Origin of the sequence: Streptomyces sp. NPDC014991, from assembly GCF_043080665.1 — a bacterium.
Classification (GTDB): domain Bacteria; phylum Actinomycetota; class Actinomycetes; order Streptomycetales; family Streptomycetaceae; genus Streptomyces.
In genome coordinates this window covers 493,186-516,941 of the sequence record NZ_JBIBVY010000001.1, presented here as the reverse complement: position 1 = coordinate 516,941, position 23,756 = coordinate 493,186, and the positions used below count along the sequence as shown (strand labels likewise).

Annotated in this window: 16 protein-coding genes and 1 pseudogene; 6 read left to right on the top strand and 11 right to left on the bottom strand. The window is 73.6% G+C overall.

Annotated features, from left to right (window positions below; genetic code table 11):
- Positions 1-51 precede the first annotated feature (51 nt).
- The gene (locus tag ACF1BE_RS02335) at positions 52-3,684 is read left to right on the top strand and encodes a S8 family serine peptidase (RefSeq protein WP_392197094.1); all 3,633 of its coding nucleotides are present in this window, start codon (positions 52-54) and stop codon (positions 3,682-3,684) included.
- Between the two features lies 1 nt (position 3,685).
- On the opposite strand, the gene ACF1BE_RS02330 is transcribed toward ACF1BE_RS02335, so the two are convergent.
- The 3 genes and pseudogenes from ACF1BE_RS02330 to ACF1BE_RS02320 all read right to left on the bottom strand — a co-directional run bounded on the left by ACF1BE_RS02330 (position 3,686) and on the right by ACF1BE_RS02320 (position 7,480).
- Complete coding sequence (locus ACF1BE_RS02330) at positions 3,686-5,095, bottom strand: carboxyl transferase domain-containing protein (RefSeq protein ID WP_392197093.1); 1,410 nt, start codon at positions 5,093-5,095, stop codon at positions 3,686-3,688.
- Positions 5,088-6,533 (bottom strand): acyl-CoA synthetase, encoded by a 1,446-nt coding sequence (locus tag ACF1BE_RS02325; protein ID WP_392197092.1) that lies wholly within the window; start codon positions 6,531-6,533, stop codon positions 5,088-5,090. The genes ACF1BE_RS02330 and ACF1BE_RS02325 overlap by 8 nt, the downstream gene beginning before the upstream one ends.
- A gap of 12 nt (positions 6,534-6,545) precedes the next feature.
- Positions 6,546-7,480, bottom strand: a pseudogene (locus ACF1BE_RS02320) (MerR family transcriptional regulator).
- Positions 7,481-7,625: 145 nt separating this feature from the next.
- Between ACF1BE_RS02320 and ACF1BE_RS02315 the strand changes: the two are divergent.
- Positions 7,626-8,504 (top strand): RimK family alpha-L-glutamate ligase, encoded by an 879-nt coding sequence (locus ACF1BE_RS02315; RefSeq protein ID WP_392197091.1) that lies wholly within the window; start codon positions 7,626-7,628, stop codon positions 8,502-8,504.
- Between the two features lie 9 nt (positions 8,505-8,513).
- Here the strand turns inward: ACF1BE_RS02315 and ACF1BE_RS02310 are convergent, their stop codons facing one another.
- A complete protein-coding gene (locus ACF1BE_RS02310; protein ID WP_392197090.1) occupies positions 8,514-9,071 on the bottom strand; it encodes a hypothetical protein in 558 nt (185 codons plus the stop codon).
- A 158-nt stretch (positions 9,072-9,229) separates the two neighbouring features.
- Between ACF1BE_RS02310 and ACF1BE_RS02305 the strand changes: the two genes are divergently transcribed.
- Complete coding sequence (locus tag ACF1BE_RS02305) at positions 9,230-10,003, top strand: IclR family transcriptional regulator (protein WP_392197089.1); 774 nt, start codon at positions 9,230-9,232, stop codon at positions 10,001-10,003.
- Positions 10,000-10,845 carry an SMP-30/gluconolactonase/LRE family protein gene (locus tag ACF1BE_RS02300; RefSeq protein ID WP_392197088.1) on the top strand — a complete coding sequence of 282 codons (846 nt, stop codon included), beginning with the start codon at positions 10,000-10,002 and terminating at the stop codon, positions 10,843-10,845. Before ACF1BE_RS02305 ends, ACF1BE_RS02300 begins: the two co-directional genes overlap by 4 nt.
- A 46-nt stretch (positions 10,846-10,891) precedes the next feature.
- On the opposite strand, the gene ACF1BE_RS02295 is transcribed toward ACF1BE_RS02300, so the two are convergent.
- From ACF1BE_RS02295 to ACF1BE_RS02285, 3 genes are all read right to left on the bottom strand, one after another.
- On the bottom strand, positions 10,892-12,121 hold the full coding sequence (locus tag ACF1BE_RS02295; protein WP_392197087.1) for an MAB_1171c family putative transporter: 1,230 nt from the start codon (positions 12,119-12,121) through the stop codon (positions 10,892-10,894).
- On the bottom strand, positions 12,118-12,777 hold the full coding sequence (locus ACF1BE_RS02290; protein WP_392197086.1) for a toxin-antitoxin system, toxin component family protein: 660 nt from the start codon (positions 12,775-12,777) through the stop codon (positions 12,118-12,120). The genes ACF1BE_RS02295 and ACF1BE_RS02290 overlap by 4 nt, the downstream gene beginning before the upstream one ends.
- A 118-nt stretch (positions 12,778-12,895) precedes the next feature.
- Positions 12,896-15,850, bottom strand: a complete 2,955-nt coding sequence (locus ACF1BE_RS02285) for a beta-galactosidase (protein ID WP_392197085.1) — start codon at positions 15,848-15,850, stop codon at positions 12,896-12,898.
- Between the two features lie 75 nt (positions 15,851-15,925).
- On the opposite strand from ACF1BE_RS02285, the gene ACF1BE_RS02280 reads away from it, so the two are divergent.
- Both ACF1BE_RS02280 and ACF1BE_RS02275 read left to right on the top strand, forming a co-directional pair.
- Positions 15,926-16,384, top strand: coding sequence for an RrF2 family transcriptional regulator (locus ACF1BE_RS02280; RefSeq protein ID WP_392197084.1), 459 nt, complete (start codon positions 15,926-15,928; stop codon positions 16,382-16,384).
- A gap of 682 nt (positions 16,385-17,066) precedes the next feature.
- Positions 17,067-17,717 carry a DUF4360 domain-containing protein gene (locus tag ACF1BE_RS02275; RefSeq protein ID WP_392197083.1) on the top strand — a complete coding sequence of 217 codons (651 nt, stop codon included), beginning with the start codon at positions 17,067-17,069 and terminating at the stop codon, positions 17,715-17,717.
- Positions 17,718-17,907: 190 nt separating this feature from the next.
- Here the strand turns inward: ACF1BE_RS02275 and ACF1BE_RS02270 are convergent, their stop codons facing one another.
- From ACF1BE_RS02270 to mmsA, 4 genes are all read right to left on the bottom strand, one after another.
- A complete protein-coding gene (locus tag ACF1BE_RS02270; protein WP_392197082.1) occupies positions 17,908-19,638 on the bottom strand; it encodes an aminotransferase class I/II-fold pyridoxal phosphate-dependent enzyme in 1,731 nt (576 codons plus the stop codon).
- Between the two features lie 102 nt (positions 19,639-19,740).
- Positions 19,741-20,895 carry an aldose epimerase family protein gene (locus ACF1BE_RS02265; RefSeq protein WP_392197081.1) on the bottom strand — a complete coding sequence of 385 codons (1,155 nt, stop codon included), beginning with the start codon at positions 20,893-20,895 and terminating at the stop codon, positions 19,741-19,743.
- Between the two features lie 25 nt (positions 20,896-20,920).
- Entirely contained in the window at positions 20,921-22,165 is a 1,245-nt protein-coding gene (mmsB, locus tag ACF1BE_RS02260) for a multiple monosaccharide ABC transporter permease (RefSeq protein WP_392197080.1), read from the bottom strand.
- Positions 22,162-23,712 carry a multiple monosaccharide ABC transporter ATP-binding protein gene (gene mmsA, locus ACF1BE_RS02255; protein WP_392197079.1) on the bottom strand — a complete coding sequence of 517 codons (1,551 nt, stop codon included), beginning with the start codon at positions 23,710-23,712 and terminating at the stop codon, positions 22,162-22,164. Before mmsA ends, mmsB begins: the two co-directional genes overlap by 4 nt.
- Positions 23,713-23,756: the final 44 nt, after the last annotated feature.

Here is a 23,756-nt window from a genome sequence, read left to right as displayed (position 1 = left end):
CACTCTGCACAGCGGTCCCGGCCTCGCACGCGGACGTGGAAGAGGGCGCCGATGAGCAGAGAACCAGTCAGACGTGGGGCGTTGCTGCTGGCGGCCGGGCTCGTGCTGTCGCTGCCGCCGACGGCGGCAGTCACGGCGACGGCGACGGCGGCGGCTGCGGTGGGCGGTGCGCCGCCGGCCCCGCGCGCGACGGATGCCGCCCGTACCGTCACCCTCGTCACCGGCGACCGGGTCACCGTCACCGACCTCGGGCACGGCAGGAGGACGGTCACCGTACGGCGCCCGCGCGGGGCCACCGGTGCCGTACGGACACGGACGAGCGACGGCGACCTGACCGTCGTACCGGACGAGGCGCTGCCCTATCTGCGGGCCGGGACGCTGGACCGGCGGCTGTTCGACGTGAGCGGGCTGATCCGGCAGGGGCTCACGGACTCCGACGCCGGCGCGCTGCCGCTGATCCTGGCGTACGGCAGGAGCGCGCGGGCCGCGACCCCGGCCGGAGCCGAGCGGATCCGGACGCTGGCCAGCGTCCGGGGGGCGGCCGTCGCAGCCGCCCGGGGGCGCACTTTCTGGCGGGCGTTCACCGCTTCGTCCGGCATCGACCGGGTGTGGCTCGACGGGCGGGTGACGGCCGGCCTGGCTGAGAGCAACGCCCAGATCGGCACCCGGGCGGCCTGGGACGCGGGCCTGACCGGGAAGGGCGTCACCGTCGCCGTCCTGGACACCGGCGCCGACCTGAGCCACCCCGACCTCGCCGGCCGGGTCGGCGAGACGCGGAGCTTCGTCGACGGGCAGGACGCCGTCGACCGCAACGGGCACGGCACCCACGTCACCTCCACCGTCGGCGGCAGCGGCGCCGCCTCCGGCGGCCGGGAGCGGGGCGTGGCGCCGGGGGTGACCCTCGCCGTCGGCAAGGTGCTCGGCGACCAGGGCTCGGGCAGTGAGTCCCAGATCATCGCCGGGATGGAGTGGGCGGCACGGGACGTGCACGCCAGGATCGTCTCGATGAGCCTGGGCACGGCGGAGGCGAGCGACGGCACCGACCCCATGGCCCGGGCGCTCGACACCCTGTCCCGGGAGACCGGCGCGCTGTTCGTCGTCGCCGCCGGCAACACCGGCGCCCCGTCCTCCATCGGCTCGCCCGGCGCCGCCGGCGCCGCTCTCACCGTCGGCGCGGTGGACGCCGGTGACCGGGCGGCCCCCTTCACCTCCGCCGGCCCACGCTACGGCGACAACGCCCTGAAACCCGATCTGGCCGCCCCCGGTGTCGGCGTCCTCGCCGCGCGCTCCCACCTCGCGCCCGGCGACGGCCACTACACCGCCATGAGCGGCACGTCCATGGCAACCCCGCAGGTCGCGGGCGCCGCCGCGCTGCTCGCCGAGGAACATCCCGGCCTCACCGGCGCCCAGCTGAAGAACGCGCTGATGTCCAGCGCGCGGCAACTGGACACCTCCGCCTACGTGCTGGGTGCCGGACGGGTGAGCGTGCCGGACGCGGTGCGGGCGACGGTCACCGCGACCGGCAGCGCCGACCTCGGCTTCCACAGCCGGCCGTCCGGCGCCGACGAACCGGTCACCCGGACCCTCACCTACACCAACACATCCGGCAGCCCGGCCGAGTTGAGGCTGTCGGTACGGGGCGCCCCGGACGGGGTCGCCACCCTCGCCGACGACACCCTCACCGTGCCCGCGCACGGCACCGCCTCCACCACCGTCACCGGCGACGCCTCCCGGGCACCGGCCGGTGCGACCAGCGGGCGGGTGGTGGCCGTGGACGGGACCGGCGCCACGGTCGCGCACACCGTGTTCGGGCTGGTCAAGGAGGAGCGGTACACACTCACCGTCCATGTCAGGGACCGCGCGGGAGCGCCGGCCCCGGCCGACCTCACCGTCCAGCGGCTCGCCGCGGGCGAGGACGCCCAGCAGGCCCGGGTGGACGACTCGGGCACACTCGCACTGCGCCTGCCGCCCGGCACCTACGCCCTGGCCTCCTTCCTCGACGTGCCCGGCAGCCACGGCCCCGACTCCCTCGGCCTCGGCTTCCTCACGGCCCCCGAGACCGTCCTCGACCGGGACCGCGACCTCACCCTGGACGGGCGCCGGCTGCGGGAGGTGGCCGCACGGGTGGACCGGCGCACCGAGACCCGCCAGCTCGTCATGGAGTACGACCGCCGGGCCGACGGCGCCGACCTGTCCGGCGCCGTCCAGGTGCCCCTCACCTACGACAGCGTCTTCGCCGCGCCCACCCCCCGGGTCACCCGGGGCACCTTCGAGTACCGGACCGTGTGGCGGCTGGCCGCGCCCCGGCTGGAGGTGAGGGGAGTCACCGAGGCGACCGTCCAGCCGGGCGGCACCCTCACCGGGGGCCGCACGAGACTGCCCCTGGTGGACGTGGGCGACGGACCCGTCACCGGCGTGTCCGGCAAGGCGGTCCTCGCCCGCCTCGCCGACGGCACCGAACCGGCCGCGCTCGCCCGGGCCGCCGAGGACGCCGGCGCGCGGGCCCTGTTCGTCACGGACGACGCCCCCGGCCGGCTGACCGCCTGGTGGGGCACCGACGACAACACCGACCGGCCGCTCACGATCGCCACGGTGAACCAGGCGGACGCGGCGCGGCTGCGGGCGGCCGGCCGCGTCGACATGACCGGCACGGCCGACCCGCCGTACGTCTACGACCTCGCGCAGGGCCACCGGGGCGCGATCCCGGACCGGGATCTCACCTACGCGCCCGGCCGCCGCGAACTGGCCGCCGTGCACGTCCGGTTCCACGCCGCCGGACCGCTGAACGGCGGCGAGTTCCGGTTCTCGCTCACCGACGCCTTCCCGGTCGGACTCGGCTTCCAGGAGCCGATCACCCTGCCCGCCGAGCGCACCGACCACGTCTCCACCGGACCCGGCCAGCGCTGGCAGGAGACCGTCACGGCCGCCGACGGCGCCCTGGAGGAACGCGGCGGGCTCGTCCGCTACACCGGCGGCACCCGGCCGGAACTGGACTGGTTCGGGCCCGTGTGGCACCCGTGGCTGGGCACCGCACCGGGCTGGGGCCGGGAACGCGCCGGGAACCGGATCCGGCTGAACACCCCCGGCTGGGGCGACTCCGGACCCGACCACACCGGCTACGGGGACGTGTGGAGCGAGAGCAGCGGCATGACCCAGACCACCGCCGTCCGACTGGACGGCATCCTGGCCGACCGGCGCACCGGCTCCGCCGTCGACGTGGAGGACGCGCCCGCCGACGAGCACACCTACACGGTCGTCACCGACACCGCCCTGGACGCCGGCCGCTGGCCGCTCGCCACCCGGGGCCACAGCGAGTGGACCTTCCGCTCGGCGGCCACCCCGGAGGACCACTGGACCGCCCTGCCGCTGATCAACCTCGCCTGCCGCCTGGGCACCGACCTCGCCGGCACCGTGCCCGGCGGGCGGCGGACACCGGTCACGCTGCACGCCGAGTACGTGGCGAACGCCCCGGGCACCGGCACGCTCGGCGGCGGCCGGCTGGAGGTGTCGTACGACGCCGGCCGGACCTGGCGGCCGGTGCCCCTGACGGGCCGGGACGCCTCCTGGCACGGCACCCTGACCGTGCCGCGCACCGCGTCCGCCGTCTCCCTGCGGGCCTCGGCCCACGACGACCGCGGTGGCTCGGTGACCCAGCGGATCGTCCGGGCGGTGGCGGTGCGCTGACCTACGGCCGGGGCCGTCCCCCGGGGCCGGCCCCGTCCGGGTGCTCCTGACGCCCCTCGCGCGTCACGATGCCCCGGACCACCCCCAGCTCCACCAGGTCCTGCGGCCGCAGCCGCAGCTGCCCCGCGGTCTCCTCCACCTCCAGGGGCCCGCGTTTGAGGATCGCCGCGGCGAGTTCCGGGGCGATCACCGAGAAGTAACTGTCCGGCGTGGCCCAGGTGTTGCCCGGTGCCGCCAGTGCGAGGGCCCCGCCGGAGCCGCCCTCGCCGATGACGAGGGTGGTGACCGGCACGCGGGCGGCGGCCACCGCGCCGAACACCTCGGCGATCGCCGGGCCGGCACCCTGCCGCTCCGCCTCCGCGTCGTTGGCGGCGCCCGGGGTGTCCACCAGGGTCAGCACCGGTATCCCCAGCCGGTCCGCCAGCCGGATCAGCCGGGCGGCGGTGCGGTACCCGGCGGGGCGGGTCGCCGCCCCGGTCTGCGCCGCGTACGCCACGGTACGGCCGTCCCGCTCGCCGAACCCGCACAGCATGCCGTCGGCGTCCGTGCCGCCGCACCGGTCGCCGCTGATGCCCGCCCGGTGGGTGAAGTAGGCGTCCAGGTAGGCCCGGCAGCGCGGCCGTCGCGGCGAACGGGCCCGCCGGACGGCCTCCCAGCCGGTGCCGGGCAGGCCGGCGGCGCCGAGAGCGGCCGGCACGTCCGCGGCCGGCACCCGCCCGCCGTCCACGGGCGTTCCGCGGGACAGCAGCCGCAGCCACCGGCCCAGCACCTCCCGCACCTCGCCCGGCTCCACCACCGAGTCCGCCGAGCCCGCCGCCACCTGGGCCTCGGCCGTGTAGGCCGCCGGGTCGGCGTCCGGGGGACGGACGCGGGAGCCGGCGAAGCCGACCTGGGCACCGGACAGGGCCAGGACGACGTCCGCGCCCGCGCCCAGCGTGGCCCAGCCGCCGCCGGTCGTCGGGTCCCGCAGGACCGCGATCTGGGGCAGGCCGGCCTCCCTGGTGAGCGCGGACTGACGGGCGACCCGCTGGAGCTGGGTCAGCGCGAGCATGCCCTCCTGCATCCGGCTGCCGCCGGTCGCGACGAGCGGCACGACCGGCAGCCGGTGCGCGCGGGCATGCGAGTAGGCAGCCTCCAGCCGGTCCCCGGTGCGTTCGCCGAGCGAGCCGCCCAGGAAGCCGAACTCGAAGGCGATCAGCACGGCCCGGGTGCCCGCGACGCTCGCGGTGCCGCAGACGACCGACTCCCGCTCGCCCGTGCGCTCGGCGGCGCGGGCGCGCGAGGCGTCGTAGCCCTGCCAGCCGAGGGGGCCGTCCGGCCGGGACTCCTCAGGCGGCGAGGGGAGGTCACGGAAGCTGCCGGCGTCCGTGACGAGCGCCAGGACCTGACGTGCCGAGAGCCGGTCAGGCACCGGTCAGCGCCCGCTTCATGATCTTCCCCATGTCGTTGCGGGGGAGCGCCTCCAGGTAGCGGACGACCCGGGGACGCTTGTGCGGGGCCAGCCGCCGGGCCACATGGTCCGCCAGCTCCTCGGCGCCGGGCGGGGTCCCCGGCTCCGCGGGCACGATCCAGGCCACGATCCGCTCGCCCAGGTCGGTGTCGGGTTCCCCGGTGACCGCCGCCTCCCGTACCCCGGGATGTTCCAGCAGCGCGTTCTCGATCTCGCCGGCCCCGATCTTGTAGCCACCGCTCTTGATCAGGTCGGTGGCCTTGCGCCCGACGATGCGGACGTAGCCGTCGGGCTCGCGCACGGCCATGTCGCCGGTGCGGAACCAGCCGTCGGCGGTGTACGCGGCGGCGGTGGCGTCGGGCCGGTTCAGGTACTCGGTGAACAGGTGGGGCCCGCGCACCTGGATCTCGCCGACGCTCTCCCCGTCGTACACGGTGATCTCCGAGCCGTCCTCCTCCACCAGCCGCAGCTCCACGCCCGGCAGCGGCACCCCGACCGTGCCCGCCCGGGCCTGACCGTCGGCGCGCACGCTGGTGTTCATCAGCGTCTCGGTCATGCCGTACCGCTCGATCACCCGGCGCCCGGTGGCGGCGGCGATCCGCTCGTGGTCGTGCACGGGCAGCGCCGCCGACCCCGAGACCAGCAGCCGGGCCCGCCCGAGCGCTCCCGCCAGCCCGGGGTCGTCGGGCAGGGCCTCGGCGATGCGGTGGTACATCGTCGGCACCCCGAACACCATGGTCGCGCCGTCGTTCAGCTCCCGGGCCACGCCCTCGGGGGAGAACCGCCCCAGGTGCCGCACCGAGCCGCCGCGCCGCAGCGGGCCCAGGACGCCCAGCACCAGCCCGTGCACATGGAACAGGGGCAGCGCGTGCACCAGCACGTCGTCCGCGGTCCACTGCCAGGCGTCGGCGAGCGCGTCGAGCGTGGTGGCCAGGGCCCGGCGGGGCAGCACCGCGCCCTTGGGCGGGCCGGTGGTGCCGGAGGTGTAGACGACCAGCGCCGGGTCACCGTCCGCGGCCTCCTCCTCGGGCACGATGCCGGTGGCGGACGCGTCGACGTCGGTCCGGGGCAACGCGGCGAGGACGGGCGGCAGTTGCGCCCCGGGCGCGGCGAGGACCAGTGACGGCGCGCTGTCGGACAGGATGTGCGCCAGCTCCTTCTCGCCCGACCTCGGGTTCAGCGGCACCGCGGCCACCCCGGCCAGCAGCGCACCGGTGACGGCGACAGCCGTCTCCAGCTCGGGGGTGGCCCACACGGCGACCCGTCCGGTGCCCCGCAGCCGGCCGGCGAGGGCGCCGGCGGCGCCCGCGAGTCCGTCGTACGTCAGGGTCCGCGGACCGAACCGCAGGGCGGCCCGCTCGCCCGGACCGTCCGTCAGAGCGGGAAAGAGAGAGGACACGCCACGCACTCCTTATTGTCGACTCTGCCGACCGCCGGGGACGACAGCACCCTTCCTACACCAGACACCCCCGGCCGACGACCGCCCTCGGACCGGTGAGGCATCCACCACATCGGCGACCACACAGCTGACGTTGTCGGGACCGCCGGCCGCGTTGGCCGCGGCGATCAGTCGGTGGACCGCCGCGTACGGACCGGGTGCGGCGGCCAGCAGATCCCGGACGCGCTCGTCGGTCACGACCGCGGTGAGACCGTCGGAGCAGAGCAGATACCGGTCGCCGGTGCGGGCGTCGTGCAGCCGCAGGTCCGGTACCGGAGCCAGGCCGCCGCCGAGGGCCTTGAGCAGCAGAGCGCGCTGGGGATGGGTGCCGGCCTCCTCCCGGGTCAGCCGGCCTCTCGTCGATCAGCGACTGCACCACACTGTGGTCGTGGGTGATGCGGAACAGCCCCCCGTCCCGCAGCAGATACGCCCGCGAGTCCCCGATGTGCACGAGCGCCGGCCTCGACCCCGTCCACAGCAGCGCGGTCAGCGTGGTGCCGTTCTCCCTGTCGCCCTCCGGGAGGTCCCGTACGGCGGCGCCGGCTTCGCGCACGGCGTCCTCCAACAGGTCCAGCCCCTTCGCCGGTCAGCTGGTCGACGAGGAACTCGGCGAGGTCCCGCCGTACGGCCGTCTCCGCCTCGACACGCGCCCAGTACGCGCGGATCTCCCGGGCCGCGCCCGCCGCGTCCAGGGCGCACACCGCCCGGATCCCGGCGAGCGGCATGCCCAGCCGGCGCAGCCAGGCCACCAGCCGGGCCCGCTCCAGCTGTGCCGTGGCGTAGTACCGGTAGCCGGTGTCCGGGTCGACCCGGGCGGGCCGCAGCAGCCGCAGCTCGTCGTAGAGCCGCAAGGCCTTGGGGGAGAGCCGGCTCGCCTTCGCGAAGGCACCGATCGTCAGCAGTTCCATGCGCACCCCGTGTCTCTCGTCGTCCGCCACCGATGCTGGGGCTTCCCCGAGGGGGAAGGTCAAACAAGGTGCTGTGGTCGCGTGCTGCTTGTTAGCCTCGCAGCGCGTCCGTCCGTCGAACCGTCGTACGACAGGGAGTCCGCCCGTGCCCCGCATCGCCCTGGCCACCTACGACCCCGGAGCCGCGCCGAGCAGGGACACCGACCTGCCCCTGCTGGTGCGGGCGCTCGGGGACGCCGGGGCGCGCGCGGAGGCCCCGTACTGGGACGACCCGGCGGTGGACTGGGGCGGTTACGACCTCGTCGTCATCCGCTCCACCTGGGACTACAGCTGGCGGGCCGCGGAGTTCGCCGCCTGGGTGGAGCGGGCCGGCGCGCTGACCCGGCTGGCCAACCCGGCCTCCGTGGTGCGCTGGAACACCGACAAGCGCTACCTCGGGGAGCTGGCGGCGGCCGGCGTGCCCACGGTGCCCACCCGGTACGCGGCGCCCGGTGATCCGGCCGGCCTGCCCGCCGGACACGACTTCGTGATCAAGCCGACGTCGGGCGCGGGCGCCCGCTTCGCCGCCCGGTACACGCCCGCCGAACACGACACGGCGCTACGGCAGCTCGCGCGGATGCACGCCGAGGGCCTCACGGCGATGGTGCAGCCCTACATGCCGGGCATCGACGTCAACGGCGAGCGGGCGCTGCAGTTCTTCGGCGGCCGGCTGCTGCACGCCAGCCGGAAAGGGGCCGTGCTGTCCCCCGGCACCCCGTACGACGCCGTCAAGGTCGCCCACCCCGGCCTGGAGCCCTGGCAGCCGACGGCCGCCGAACTCGCCGTCGCCGAACAGGCCCTGGCGGCTGTGGCCGGCCCCTCGTCCGGGCTGCTGTACGCGCGCGTGGACCTGGTGGACGGGGAGGACGGCGCACCCCGCCTGATGGAACTGGAGCTGGTGGAACCCAACCTCTTCCTGTGGCTGCACCCCGGCTCGCTGGAGCACGTGACCCGGGCGATCCTGACGGCGGCCGACGCCGGTTAGCCCCGCGGCTCAGGTGACGACCGCCGTGCGCTGGAGCAGGCCCCAGGTGAACTCGGCTACCACCTCGTGCCGGGTGCCGGCCCGGTCGGGGACGGTGAACGCCAGCCCCCACCGGGTCGGGGCCGTGCCCTCCAGCGGGCGGGCGGGGGCGAAGGCGCGGGCCGCCTCGTCCACCGTGCACGACCAGGGTGTCAGGTCCTCCAGGACGCGCAGGTCCGGGCCGGGGGCGTCCGGCGCCCGCACCAGCCACTCGTTCCAGACCTCCCCGTCGGGCCCGACGAGGACCTCGAAGCGCAGGCCGGGCCAGAGCGGGAGGACCCACTGCCAGGCCTCGCAGTCGACGTCACCGAGGCGGCGCGGGAGCACGCGGGCGGGTCCGCCGAGGACGGAGCGGTAGCGCGCGGCGGCGCCCCGGGCCCGCGGCGAGCGGACCATGGCCTGCCAGCGTCTGTTCGTCTCCCTCATGTCCGTGACCGAGGCGCCCAGTTCGCGGCGGGCCTCCTCGACGAGGCCGGGGTTGTGGTCGGCCATCCGGCGCAGCAGCACCAGCTGGAAGTCGAGTCGCATGGCATCCATGGTGCCCGGCGCGTTCCGCCCGCCCGCGGCCATTGCCCGCGTCCCCTTCCCTGACTAGCCTGTGTTCGTCATGCCGATCGTCTGTTGATATCTCGAACATCTGATGGGGATATCGCCCGCAGGCGCCTAACCCAAGGAGGGGGCCGGACGTGGGACGCCTCGTGCCTGCCGTGACCCGGGCTCTCGACATTCTGGAGCTGTTCCTCGACGGGGACGGGACACTCTCCGCCCCCGACATCGTGCGCCGGCTCCAGCTGCCGCGCACCACCGTGCACGAGCTGGTCACCACGCTCGCCGCACGCTCGTACATCGTGCCGCTGCCCGGACAGCCCGGACGGTACCGCCTCGGCGTACGCCCGTACCAGCTCGGCAGCCGCTACGCCGAGCAGCTCGACCTCGCCGCCGAGGGCCAGCAGGTGGCCCGCTCCGTCGCCGAGACCTGCGACGAGACGGTCCACGTCGCCATCCTCGAGGGCACCGACGTCATCTACATCGCCAAGGTCGACTCCACGCACGCGGTCCGCATGGTCTCCGCCGCGGGCCGCCGCCTCCCCGCCCACTGCACCTCCGTGGGCAAGATGCTGCTGGCCTCCCTGCCGGAGCCGGAGCTGGCCGCGCGGATCCCCGACGGCGCCGAGCTGGCCGCGATGACCCCGAACAGCATCACCGGGCCGGCCGCCCTGCGCGAGGCCCTGGCGGAGATCCGGCAGCGCGGGCTCGCGGTGGAGAACCGCGAGTCCAACCCGGACGTCTCCTGCGTGGCCGCGCCGGTCCGCGACCGCACCGGCCAGGTCGTGGCCGCCCTGTCCATCTCCGTACCCATGATCCGCTGGAGCGAGGAGCGCCGGGCCGAGCTGGAGCAGCTCGCGCTGAAGGGCGCGGCGGAGCTGTCGGAGCGCCTGGGCCACCGGAGCGCGGCATGACGGCGTACGAGGTGGCGGTGCGGGCCGAGGCGGCGCTCGGCGAGGGACCGACCTGGGACCCGGCGACGGGTCGGCTGATCTGGCTCGACATCCTGGGCATGCGGGTGCACACCTACGACCCGGTGACCGGCCGGCGCACGGTCCGCACGACGGAACACCACGTCGGTGCGGTCAAGCCCCGGGCGGGCGGCGGCCTGGTGCTGAACCTGCGGGACGGCGTGGGCCTGCTGGACCCCGACGACACGTTCCGCTGGCTGCACCACGAGCCGGTCGCCGGCCGGCGCGCGAACGACGCCGCGGTGGCCCCCGACGGCTCGCTGTGGGCGGGCACGATGCGTTACGACGAGGCGAAGGGCGGCGGCACGCTGTCCCGGCTGACCGGGGACGGAACGGTGCGGACGGTCCTCGCCGACGTCACGGTCAGCAACGGCACCGGCTGGAGTCCCGACGGCAGTCTCCTGTACTACGTCGACACCCCGACCCGCCGCGTGGACGTCTTCGACCACGACGCGGACGGTGTGCGCAACCGCCGCCCGCTCGTGGAGATCGAGGAGGGCGCGGGCTTCCCGGACGGCCTCACGGTCGACGCGGACGGCTGTGTGTGGGTGGCGCTGTGGGACGGCGGCGCGGTGCGCCGGTACACGCCCGACGGGGTGCTCGACCGGGTGATCCGGGTGCCCGCGCCGCGCACGACGGCCTGCGCGTTCGGCGGCCCCGCGCTGACCGACCTGTACATCACGACGGCACGTACGGGCCTGCCGGCACCGCATCCCCTGTCCGGCTCGCTCCTGGTGGTTCCGGGAGCGGGCCAGGGCCTGCCCCAGCCGGCGTTCGCGGGCTGAGCGCCACCGGCGGCGCCCGGGGTGGGCCCACCGGGCAGGCCGTGCCTCACTCGTGTGCGGCGACGCTCCTGGCCGGGGCGGTCGCACGGGCGCGGACCGCCTCGATGTCGCCGGGACGGCCGAGGGCGCGGGAGACGGCCCCGATCTCCTGGAGCAGGCCGGTGGTGTCGGGCCCGGTGGCCGGTTCGGGCGGTTTCGGCGTACGGGCCCGGGCCCCGACGGCGTCGAGGATGCTCACCGCGGCGGCCAGCGCCCGGGCCCGCTCCGGGGGATGACCGAGCCCGAGGGCGGCGTCGTAGGACCGTCTGCCCAGGCCGGTGTCGATGTGCCGGGCCAGCGGCAGCAGCACGTCCCGGATGAACGTCTCCCGCCGGGTGAGCCTCAGTTCGGGGGCGGCGCGCAGCACGAACGGCACGCCGTCGCCGTTCGCGGCGCGCATCAGCCGGTACAGGGGCCCCAGTTCACGGTGGGCGAGCCGAACCCGCCAGCGGTCGCGCAGGTACTGTCCGGCGTGCGGCAGGATGAAGCCGACGGCGATCAGGATGGCGGACAGAGCGGCGACCGGCGGGGCCAGGCCGGTGCTGAGCCAGTCCAGGTCACGGCCGCACCAGCGGGCGGTGACGGCGGTCAGCTTGACCGCGTCGAAGATCAGGTTGAGGACGTAGCCGGCGCCCAGCAGTTTCAGGCCCCACCGCAGCCAGGCGTCCAGGCCCTCGGCGCGCACCCAGTTCCATATGAGGCGCGACGTGACCAGGCAGGCGGCGGCGTGCGCGAGGAGGTAGAGCAGGATCTCCTCGCGCATGAACGGCGTGGTGGCGTAGTAGGTGTCGAGGTCCCGCAGCCGCTCCTCGGGGACGTCGGCGAGCAGGAACAGCGTCCACAGGGCGGCGATCACCCCGGAGTACACCGTGATCACCCAGCGCGTCGCGCGGCGGGTGGCGGCCGAGCGGTCGGACAGGCCGTTGCGCCAGGTGATGATGAGCAGCAGGCAGGAGCCGCAGAACGCGGTGATCAGCGAGTAGCACCAGGGCGCCGAGATGTTGGGCACGCCGGTCAGCCGGTTCACCCCGGCGATGCTGGAGGGCGTGCAGAACACGAACACCGCGCAGGCGAGCAGCAGCAGTCCGCCGACCGCGCGGAGCAGCGGGTCCCGCCATAACCGGATGATCGAGGGCAGTTTGATCACCAGGGCGGTGGTGAGCACGGCGGTGGGGATCCAGAAGGAGATGTAGAACTCGCCGAGGAGTCCCGAGGGATCCAGCGCCAGCAGGGTCACCGCGTGGCTCCACCTGTTCCCGCCGCGCGGTCCGCTTCCGGGGCGTGCCCCTCGCGCTCACCCGCCCGCTCCCGTCCGCGATAGCCGAGGGAGCGCTGGAGGGGGTCGAGGGGGAGGTCGGGGGTGCGGGCGAGACGGCTCCGGAACAGGGTGGCCAGCCGGTGCCCGAAGTCGTCGGCCTCGGCCTCGTCGGCCTCCCGGGAGCCGTTGCGGGCGGCCACCGTGAGGGCCGCCTCCCGCCAGCCGGGTGTGTCGGCGAGGGCGCGTGCGGCGGCGGCCCCGGCCAGGTGGTGGTGGCGGTGTCCGGCGTGCAGGTGCCACAGTTCGTGACCGAGGATGACCAGTTGCTGCACGGCTTCGGCGCGTTCCTCCACGATGACCAGGTCGAAGTCGGTGAACTCCACCCACAGTCCGGTGACCTCGATCTCGTCCGGGAACCGTTCGAACCGCAGTCCCAGCGGCCGTCCGCCGCGCAGCGCGCTCATCTCCTCGCACAGCGCCAGGCACAACTCGCGTACGCCGTCGGGCTGCCGGGGCCGGGCGCGGACGGCGGTGGCGAGGTCCCGGGCCAGGGAGCGCATGGCGGAGCGCGGACGGGGGCGCCGCAGGCGGGCGGCCAGGCGTGCGGCTCCTTCTCGCGCGCCGCCGAAGCTCATCGGTCTCCCTTCCCGTCCGCGGTGTCCGGCCGGTCCGAGCGTACGCGTCCGGGCGTGTCCGCGTCATGCGATCCGGCGACCGTCGTCCCACGCGGAACGATCTGATCCGGAAGCGTGGTCAGACGGGCGTGACCGGTACCCCGCCCGTCGCCCCGCCCAGCAGTGTCAGGCGCGCCGACCCGGGACCCGACAGCGTGGTGAACTCCGAGAGGACCGCCAGCGCGAGGGTGTTGGTGCCCCGGGTGCGCAGGATGCCGTTGGGCAGGACGAAGGTGTGCTGCGGGCCCACGTTGTTGATGTACTGGCCCAGGTTCCAGCCGTTGAGGAAGATCTGCGCGCGGTAGGCGCGGTACGGGTCGTCCTCCAGGGTCAGCCCCACCGAGGCGTCGACGTCGGCCGGCACCGACAGCCGGAAGGTGGTCCGGTACCAGGTGACGCCCTGCCGTCGCACGGCGCGCGGGAAGGTCACCTTCTCCCAGTCCCGGTCCCGGAACCCGGGCAGGTGCCAGCCCTCCCGCTCCCCGTACAGACCGCCGTTGTTCATCGGACCGCGCACCGGGTCGGCAGCGCCCTCGCCCTGGATGCGCCACCGCACCTCCGGGGACGCGCCTTCGAAGGTGACGGCCGTCAGTCCGCGTGCCGCCTTGTGCGTGTCGAGGGACTTGCCGTCCTGGTCGTGCTGCATGCGCCGGACGAGGACGGACAGCACGTGCCGGCCGGGGGAGCGTAGCCGCGCGCGCACCGGGAAGACCGCCGTGTCCGTCCAGGTGCCCCTGCGGATCGTCACCTCCTTGTCGGGTACGGGCATGCGGTGGGTGCCGAGCGGCTCGCCGTCCAGCCAGGCCATCAGCAGGCCCTGGGTGCCGGTGCTGTAGGCGAGCGAGACCTCCTTGACGCCGGTGGTGCCGGTGAGGGTGCCCCGGTACCAGACGTCTCCGTAGTGGAAGCCGTAGTCGTCGGCGAACAGCACCGGCTGCCCGGCCGGGACGGCCGTGGTGCTGTACGACGAGGTCCTGTCGGCGGCCCGCCAGTTCGAGTCGTCGAAGCCGGGGCCCGCCTCGGGGTTCTCCGTGCGCGTCCGCCAGCCGCCCAGTGCGGGCAGCCGGATCTCGGGGACGGCCGGCAGCGCGCCGGTGGTCATCACACTGCCGGAGAGGGTGACCCGGGTGTCCAGCCTGCGACCGTTCCACACCAGGGTGTCGATCCCGCGCGGACCCCACACCTCCAGGTCGGCCGCCTCGGTGATGTCACCGGTCAGGTGGACCTCGGAGCCGCGGACCTCGGCGTGGCGCAGCAGGGCCGGGCCGTACACGAGCAGGGTCCCGGACGAGGTGTCGTACGGGAAGAGACGGACGGCGGTGTCGTCGTCGGCGAAGAGCAGCAGCAGCGGGGTGTCGCTCTCGCCCTTCTGCACCAGCACCCGGATCAGGCCGCCCCGGCCGAGCGGCGCGTTCACGTGGAGCGCGTCCCGGTCGTAGACCCAGGCGGCCTCCGGGTCCAGCCGCTGCACGTACGGCTCGACCGGGCACCTCAGCACCAGTTCGGCCATCTCGCCGCGCCGGCCCGCGAACACGGCGATGTCCTGGCGGCCCGCCGTCAGGCACAGCATGGGGGCGGCGGTGGCGTACTCCAGGGTCCGCGCGCCCAGCGGCAGCCCGGTGGTGAGCAGCTTGGCGTCCTTGCCGGGCACGGTGATCCGCAGACGGCCCGCGTCGGTCGGCAGGTCGGTGGTGACGTCGTCCGTGCCGTCGTTGCGGGCGACGTACACGTGGGTGCCGGTGTCCTGGTTGGTGAGGTGGTAGACCTTCAGGCCCTCGGCCCGCACGTCGGCCGCCCGGTCCAGCCGGGCGAAGGCGGGCACGCGTTGCAGCAGGTGCCCGAGCTGGTGCAGCGGGGCGATCTTGTCGGTGACGTTGCGGCCCTCGTCGATGGCCGCGCCGTAGTCGTACGACGTGTAGACGACCGGTGCGGGCAGCCAGCCCCACGACGTGCCGCCGAAGGTCATGTACACGTTGTGCAGGGTGAGCCCGTTGGCGAGGTTGGTCAGGTAGAAGCGGCGCTCGTACGCCGCGTCCCGGGTGCGCCGCGACTCGGCGTACCCCTTGCCGTCGAACCAGGCGCCGCCCCACGGGTCGAACCAGCCGCCCCCGAACTCGGGCACGAAGCCGGGCGTGGACGGCGACGCCGTGGCACCGCCCTTCGGCCCCCCGGGCCCGTAGTGCCCCCAGTCCGGCGGGGTCTGGGAGGGCGAGGGGTACCCGTCGAACCCGTACAGCCAGCCGCCCCGCTCCCCGCCGGTGTCGAACGACCCGGGCACCCAGTACCCGTTCCGCCCCTTGTCGTTGTGGAACAGCGGTACGTCGATCCCGTCGGCCCGCACCTTCCGGTACAGGTGGGCCATGTACTTCCGGCCGGCGGCCTCGCCCACATGGGCGTCGTACTCGTTCTCGATCTGGTACAGCAGCACCGTCCCCGTGCCCCGCGTGAACAGGTGCTCGCGGACGATCCGGTTCACCTGGGTCAGCCACTCGTCGACGTGGCGGAGATAGGCCGGGTCGTCGGTGCGGGCCGTGCCCTTCGCCGCCGTCAGCCAGCCGGGGAAGCCGCCGCCGTCGACCTCGGCGTTGATGTACGGGCCCGGCCGCAGGATGACGTACAGCCCGGTCTCGGCGGCCATGCGAAGGAACAGGCCGAGGTCCCGGACGCCGGTGAAGTCGTACCGGCCCGGCGCGGGGGAGTGGTAGTTCCAGGCCACGTAGATGCTCACGGCGTTGAAGCCGTGGGCCCGCATCTTCTGGAGCACGTCGCGCCACAGGGAGGGGCTGGGCAGCCGGAAGGGATGCATCTCCCCGGACCACACCACCAGCCGCCGCCCGTCCACGAGCAGCGAGTGGCGGTCGTAGCCGATGGTGTGCCGGGCACCGTCCGCGCTCGGCGGGGCCGGCGCCGGGCCGGTCGGCACGCCGCCGCCCGCGTACGCCGAGGGCGCCCCCGGGCCGCCGCTGCCGCCCATGGCGAGACCGAGCGCGGCGGAGCCGGTCAGGGCACTGAAGGTACGTCTGCTGAGCGCCAAGGTGGATCCTCCCGGGCGATCTTACGGGGCGCGGGTGCCGCCATTCTGCACGGGAGGACGCCCCACAATGGACGCATGAGGATCTCGGCGCGGGCGGATTACGCGGTACGGGCGGTGCTGGAGCTGGCCGTACGGCAGGGTGACGGCCCGGTGAAGGCCGAGCGGATCGCCGCCGTACAGGACATCCCGCACAAGTTCCTGGAGGGCATCCTGGGCGACCTGCGGCGCGCCGGGATCGTGGACAGCCGGCGCGGCGGGGGCGGCGGCTACCGGCTCGCCGGGGACCCGGCGGCGATCACCGTGGCGGACGTCATCCGCTCGGTCGACGGCCCGATCGTGTCGGTACGCGGCGAACGCCCGACCGGCCTCGCCTACACCGGTACCGCCCAGCCCCTGCTGCCCCTGTGGATCGCCCTGCGCGCCAACGTCCGCCGCATCCTGGAGGGCGTCACCCTCGCCGACCTCGCCGCGGGCGCCCTGCCCGAACCGGTCCGGGCGCTCGCCGCGGAACCGGCGGCATGGGAGAACCCCTAGGGTCTTTCGTTCGGATCAGGCCGGATCAGGGAGCGGGTCCTGGTGCCGTGCGTCGCAAGGCGGAGGAGGGCGCCATGGCGGAGCCATGGCAACCGACGACAACGTGGCGAGGCGCGGCACCAGGACCCGCGAGCCCGGCCTGATCCGAACGAGAGGGCCCAGCGCTGTTCCGCGCACGTCGGACGTGTCAGCCGAAGGAGAAGCGCGCGGCAGGCGGGTGCGGTCCCCTGGCGACGCCCGGGGTGGCCGCGCCCTCGGCGTGAAGCCGGTCGGCGCCGGCGTCCCGGGCCGTGATCGCGGCGCAGGCGTGGACGTCCGCGGCGGTGAGGAGTCGAGCGCGCGCCCGCGGCGTGACGTTCGTCGGCTCGGCGACCGCGCCGTGTCCGGTGGTGAGCCCGGTGACGAGCCTGCGGTCACGTTCCTCGATGACTCGTGCGTCCGCTTGCCGACGAGGGCGACGAGTCCCGCCGGTGCCCGGATGGTCAAGCGCCGCAGGAGAGCGGTGGGCCGGACAACGTGAAAACCCCGGTGTGAATGGCCGGAGTTCACCCTGCCGGGCCAGGCGTGCGCTTCCTACGATGCCCACGCCTCCCTCTCCGCTTCACAGGTGACACACAGATCCTTCACCTGCGGACGGGCACCGGAAGGAGGCTCACCCCCCACCCGACAACCGGGAGACACCATGGCTGGTGGACTTTTCCTGAGCGGCGCCGTGGCCGCTCTGCTCACCACCGCACTGCCCGCCCAGAGCCCCTCCTCCGTGTTCGACGACCCGCCCCCGGACAAGATCGTCATCGACGTGGCGACGGTGAACGGCTCGGGCTGCCCGGCCGGTACGGCCGCCGTGGCGGTCTCACCGGACAACACGGCCTTCACCGTCACCTACAGCGCCTACCTCGCCCAGGCCGGCGGCAACTCCGATCCCACGGCCTTCCGCAAGAACTGCCAGCTCAACCTGGTGGTCCACGTCCCGCAGGGCTTCACCTACGCGGTGGCCAGCGCCGACTACCGCGGCTTCGCCTCACTCCAGCGGGGCGCAACGGCCACGCAGAAGGCGTCGTACTACTTCCAGGGCTCCTCCAGCACCGTGCCCCGCACCCACCCGTTCGGCGGCCCCTACAACGACGACTGGCAGGCCACCGACTCCACCGACTGGGCTCAGCTGGTCTGGGCGCCCTGCGGGGTGCTGCGCAACTTCAACATCAACACCGAGCTGCGGGTGAACGCCGGCACCGCGGCTCCCGACAAGGTCAGCTTCATGACGATGGACTCGACGGACGGGGACATCAGCACGGTGTACCACATGGCGTGGAAGAGCTGCCCGAAGTCCTGACGGGAGCGCAGGGAGCCTGCGGCCCCGGAAGGGGGACGCGGGCTCCTCCCGATGTCCGTCGGCGGTCGCCGGACCCGCTGCTGCTGCGGCCGCTCCGCGGGCCGAGACCGACGTGCCGTACTGGCCGCCCGCCGGTGCCACCGGCCTGAGCCACCGGCCCGACGGCGTGTCGGCCTGATCGACCCAGGCCCTATCCCGCCTGGCCGATGTCCGCCGCGTTCGGCCAGCTCTGGGCGTTGGGCCAGCCCGTCGCGGGGGCGGGGGCCAGGCCCGTGGCCGGTGCCGTCATCCCGCGCACCTGCGCCGCGGTGAGCCCGCCGCGGGCCGGGACGCCGGGCGGAGTGGGGGCGGAGGCGGCGAACGCCGCGGGGGCCAGGGGTGAGGGCGCGGGGGGCGGGGTGGGCAGAGGGACCGGTGCCGGTGCCGGCGCTGGAGCCGGCGCCGGAGCCGGAGCCGGGGTGGGGACGGCGGGGGGCACGGGTGGGGGCGCCGGTGTGGGCAGGGGGGCCGGCATCCGGGTGTACGCCGGCTGGGGGAAGGGGGCGGGGGACGGCTGGGGGAAGGGGGTGGGGGCCGGCTGGGCGAGGGAGGCCGCTGCCGGGAGCGGTGTTCCCGTGCCGGCCGGCGGTACGGCGGCGGGGAGCGGCACACCCGTGCCGGTGGACGGGGCGGGGGCGGCCGGGGCGACGGCCTGCGCGGCCAGCCCCGGCAGACCCGCCCCGTTGGTCTCGCTGACCAGTCGGTCGACCGCCGCCGTACCCGAGCTGTAGCTGGTCCCGGCGCCCGGCCCGGGTACGGCGGCTCCCCTCCTGGACTCGTAGAGCACCTGTTCCAGGCCGGACACCAGGCGACGCACGTCGACCTGGGGGCGCACCACGAGCCGCAGGAAGCGGCTGGAGGATCCGATCTTGTTGCCGCATTCGCGGACCAGGATCCGGTGCTCGGTGAGCATCCGGTCCCGGACCACCGTGCCCTCGGCGCCGACGGGGAGGCGCACGAAGAGGAAGTTGCCCTGGGAGGGGTAGACCGTGAGGCCGGGGAGCGCGGCGAGCCGGCCGGCCATGTCCAGCCGGTCGCGGCGGACCTGGTGCAGGCTCTGCGCGTACTCGGGCCCGTGCTCCCGCAGCATGAACACCACGTGTTCGGCGAAGGAGTTGAGGTTCCACTTCGGCAGCATCGAGCGGATCCTGCCCGCGAGCGCCGGGTTGGCGACGAGGTAGCCGAAGCGTACGCCGTGCAGGCCGAAGTTCTTGCCCAGGCTGCGCAGCACGACGACGTTGGGGCGGAGCACGGCCTCCTGGACGACGCTCGGCTCGGGCTCCGCGTCGGCGAACTCCAGGAAGGACTCGTCCACGATCACCAGGTCGAGGTCCGCCATGGCGTCCATGAACTCCACCACCTGCCGGCGGTGCACATAGCCGCCGTCGGGGTTGTTCGGGTTGCACACCACCGCGACCCGGGTGCCCCGGGCGCGGATGAACTCGGCGTACCGGCCGAGGTCCAGGGCGAAGCCGTTCGCCTCCTGGAGCGGGAACATGTCGACCCGTTTGCCCGTCTCCATCGGCTGGTCGGTCCAGCGGCCGAAGGTGGGCACCGGGATCGCCAGGGACTCGCGGACGAGGAGGTGGTCGATCCAGGTGATCAGCTCCGTGGAACCGTTGCCCATCGCCACGCACTGCGGGGGCAGCTGGAGCAGACCGCACAGTTCCGCGGTGATGGTGTCGGCGCTGCTCGGGTAGTACGTGATGATCTCGCGCAGCCGGGCCCCCATCTCCTCGAACATCGCGGGGGTGGGGAAGTACGGGTTGCACGGGATGCAGAAGTCCACCGGGCCCGACCCGTCGCTCTGCCGCGTCAGCGCCGCCATCGAAGGGCTGTGCGCGGCGGTGTCGCGGAACAACGAGGTGACGTTGTCAGGCAAGGGAACCTCCGTCCGGGGGTGGCCCGTGCGGGGGAGCACGGGCCGCCCACTGGTACGGAGGGGGCGTCAGTGGTGTTCAACTCGGCGGCTGTGTGAGCCGCTTCACGCCCCGAACGTGTGGACCGTCGTCGTCCGGTAGGTCTGCCCCGGCCGGAGCACCGTCGACGGGAAGTGCGGGTGGTTCGGCGAGTCCGGGAAGTGCTGTGTCTCCAGGCAGAGGGCGTCGCCCTGGCGGTAGGTGCGGCCGCCGGTGCCGGTCAGGGTGCCGTCGAGAAAGTTGCCGGAGTAGAACTGGAGGCCCGGCTGGTCGGTGGCGATCCGCAGGGTGCGGCCGGAGCGCGGGTCGCGGAGCGTGGCGACGTGCTCGGGCCGGGCGGTGCCGCCCTTGTCCAGGACCCAGTTGTGGTCGTACCCCTTGGCCGCCACCTGCTGTTCGTGTCCCGCCCGCAGGTCCCGGCCGATCGGCTTGCCCCGGCGGAAGTCGAAGGGGGTGCCCGCGACCCCGGCCAGCTCGCCGGTGGGGATGAGACCGGAGTCGGTGGGGGTGTAACGCGAGGCGGCGATCGTCAGCTCGTGGTCCTCGATCGTGCCGCTGCCCTCGCCGGCCAGGTTCCAGTACACGTGGCTGGTCAGGTTGACGACGGTGGCGCGGTCGGTGGTGGCCGCGTAGTCGATGCGCCAGTCGCCGTGCCGGGTGAGGGTGTACGTCACCTTCGTCCGGAGGGTGCCCGGGTAGCCCATCTCGCCGTCGACGCTGGTGTAGTGCAGGTGCAGGCCGACGTCGGAGCCGTCGGTGAACGGCTCGACGTGCCACACGTGCTTGTCGAAGCCCTTGGCGCCGCCGTGCAGGTGGTTCACGCCGTCGTTGACGGACAGCTGGTGGCTCGTGCCGTCCAGCGTGAACCGGCCCTTGCCGATGCGGTTGCCGTAGCGGCCGATCAGGGCGCCGAAGTACGGGCTCTTCGCCTCGTAGTCGGCGATGTCACCGAAGCCGGCGACGACGTCGGCGTGGCGGCCGTGCCGGTCCGGTATCTCCAGCGACTGCACGATGCCGCCGTACGACAGCACCTTCAGCCGGGTGCCGCCGTTCTCCAGCGACCAGCGGTGGACCTTCGTGCCGTCGGCGAGCGTGCCGAAGGGCTCCCTCACCGGCTTCCTGCCCCCGGTGGCGGCCTGGGCGCCGCCCGTGCCGAGGGCGGTGGCGGCGAGGCCCGCCGCGGCGGCGCCTGCGATGACCGTGCGTCTGTTCAGTTCCATGGGTGCGGCTCCCTTGTCTGGGCGCTTACGAACCGGACTTGCGCTTGTTCCACACGTCGAACCCGACCGCCACCAGCAGGGCCAGGCCCTTGATCACCTGCTGCCAGTCGGTTCCGACGCTGAGGAGGTTCATGCCGTTGTTCAGCACGCCGAGGACGAGACCGCCGATGATGGCGCCGAGGACGGTGCCGACACCGCCGCTCATGGAGGCGCCACCGATGAACGACGAGGCGATGGCCTCGAGTTCGAAGTTGAGGCCCGCCTTCGGAGAGGCCGCGTTCAGGCGGGCGGCGACCACCAGACCCGCCAGGGCCGCGAGCACGCCCATGTTCAGGAAGACGTAGAAGGTGACCTTCTTGTCCTTCACGCCGGACAGCTTGGCCGCCGGCAGGTTGCCGCCGATGGCGTAGATGTGGCGGCCGAAGACGGCGTTGCGCATGACGTAGCCGTAGCCGACCACCAGCACGCCGAGGACGATCAGCACGATCGGGGCGCCCTTGTAGCTGGCGAGCAGCATCGTGACGACGAGGATCGCGGCGGTGATGGCGACGAGCTTGAGCAGGAAGATGTTGCCGGGCAGCACGTCGAGGGAGAACTCCTGCTGGCGGCGCCGGTCGCGGACCTCCCGCAGGACCGTGAAGACGATCAGGGCGACGCCCAGCAGCAGGGTGAGGTTGTGGTAGTTCGTCTCCGGACCGGCCTCCGGCAGGAAGCCGTTGCCCATCTTCTGGAGCCCGTCCGGGAACGGGCCGAGGGTCTGGCCCTCCAGGAAGATCTCCGTCAGGCCGCGGAAGATCAGCATCCCGGCGAGGGTGACGATGAACGAGGGGATGCCGAAGTAGGCGATCATGAAGCCCTGTACCGCGCCGGCCACCGCGCCCACCAGCAGGCACAGCACCACGGCGAGGGGCCAGGCCACGCCGTGCTGCACCGTCAGGACGGCCGCGAAGGCGCCGGTGAACGCCGTCAGCGAGCCGACCGACAGGTCGATGTGGCCCGCGATGATCACCAGCATCATGCCGATGGCGAGGACCAGGATATGGCTGTTCTGGAGCACCAGGTTGGAGACGTTGCGCGGCAGCAGCAGGTCGCCGCCGGTCCACACCGAGAACAGGACCACGATCAGGCCGAGCGCGATCAGCATGCCGTACTGCCGCATGTTGTTGCGCAGGCCGTCCAGGATCAGGTGCAGCAGGCCGCCGGAGGCCTGGCCGCCGCTCTTGCCGGGCGGCGCCGGTGCCGGCGTCTTGGCGGTCACGTCCGTGCTCATCGGGTTACCTCTTTGTCCTTCGTCATCTGGCGCATCAGCGATTCCTGGGATGCCTCGGCCCGTGAGAACTCGCCGGTCAGCCGCCCCGCGGCCATCGTGTAGATGCGGTCGCACATGCCGAGCAGCTCCGGCAGCTCGGAGGAGATGAAGACGACCGCCCTGCCCTCGGCCGCCAGCTGGTCGATGACCGTGTAGATCTCGAACTTGGCGCCGACGTCGATGCCGCGCGTCGGCTCGTCCAGGATCAGCACGTCGGGACCCGCGAAGATCCACTTGCTGAGGACGACCTTCTGCTGGTTGCCGCCCGAGAGTTTGCCCACCGGCTCGAAGACGGTCGGCGCCTTGATGTTCATCGACGTGCGGAACCGCTCGGCGACCCGCCGCTCCTCGTTCTCGTCGACGACCCCGCGCCGGGCCACCTTGCGCAGGGAGGTCAGCGAGATGTTGCGGTTGATGGTGTCGATGAGGTTGAGGCCGTAGTGCTTGCGGTCCTCGGTGACGTAGGCGATGCCGTGCCCGATGGCCTCGGGGACGGTCCTGGTACGGATCTCCGTGCCGTCCTTGAGGACCGTGCCGCCCGCGTACCGGCCGTAGGAGCGCCCGAAGACGCTCATGGCGAGTTCGGTGCGGCCGGCGCCCATGAGGCCCGCGATGCCGACGATCTCCCCGCGCCGGACCTGGAGCGACACCTGGTCGACCACCTTGCGCTGCTGGTCGATCGGGTGGTGCACGGTCCAGTCACGGATCTCCAGGGCCGGCGCCGTGTCCTCCTGCGCCTGGTGCGGGGTGCGCTCGGGGAAGCGGTGGTCGAGGTCGCGGCCGACCATGCCGCTGATGATCCGGTCCTCGGTCGTCCGCGCCGACTTCACGTCGAGCGTCTCGATGGAGTGCCCGTCGCGGATGATCGTCACCGAGTCGGCGACCTTGCGGATCTCGTTGAGCTTGTGGGAGATGATGATCGAGGTGATGCCCTGGTTCTTCAGCTCCAGGATCAGGTCGAGGAGCTTGCCGCTGTCCTCGTCGTTCAGGGCGGCCGTCGGCTCGTCCAGGATGAGCAGCTTCACCTTCTTGGACAGCGCCTTGGCGATCTCCACGAGCTGCTGCTTGCCCACCCCGATGTCGGCGACGCGGGTTTCCGGGTGATCGCTCAGACCGACCCGGCGCAGCAGTTCGGTGGCGTGCCTGAGCGTGTCGTTCCAGTTGATGAAGCCGCGCGTGGCGTGCTCGTTGCCGAGGAAGATGTTCTCCGCGATGGAGAGGTACGGCACCAGCGCCAGCTCCTGGTGGATGATGACGATGCCGTGCTGCTCGCTCGCCCGGATGTCCTTGAAGCGGCAGGGCTCTCCCTCGAAGAGGACGTCGCCCTCGTAACTGCCGTACGGGTGGACGCCGGAGAGCACCTTCATCAGGGTGGACTTCCCGGCGCCGTTCTCGCCGCAGATGGCGTGGACCTCGCCCTGACGTACCGTCAGTGTGACGTCCGAGAGCGCTGTGACACCGGGAAAGGTCTTGACGATCGAGCGCATTTCCAGGACGGGTCCCGCCATGGTCGTGCCTTCCAATCAGGTGTGGGGTCGGTCGGTAGGCGGGA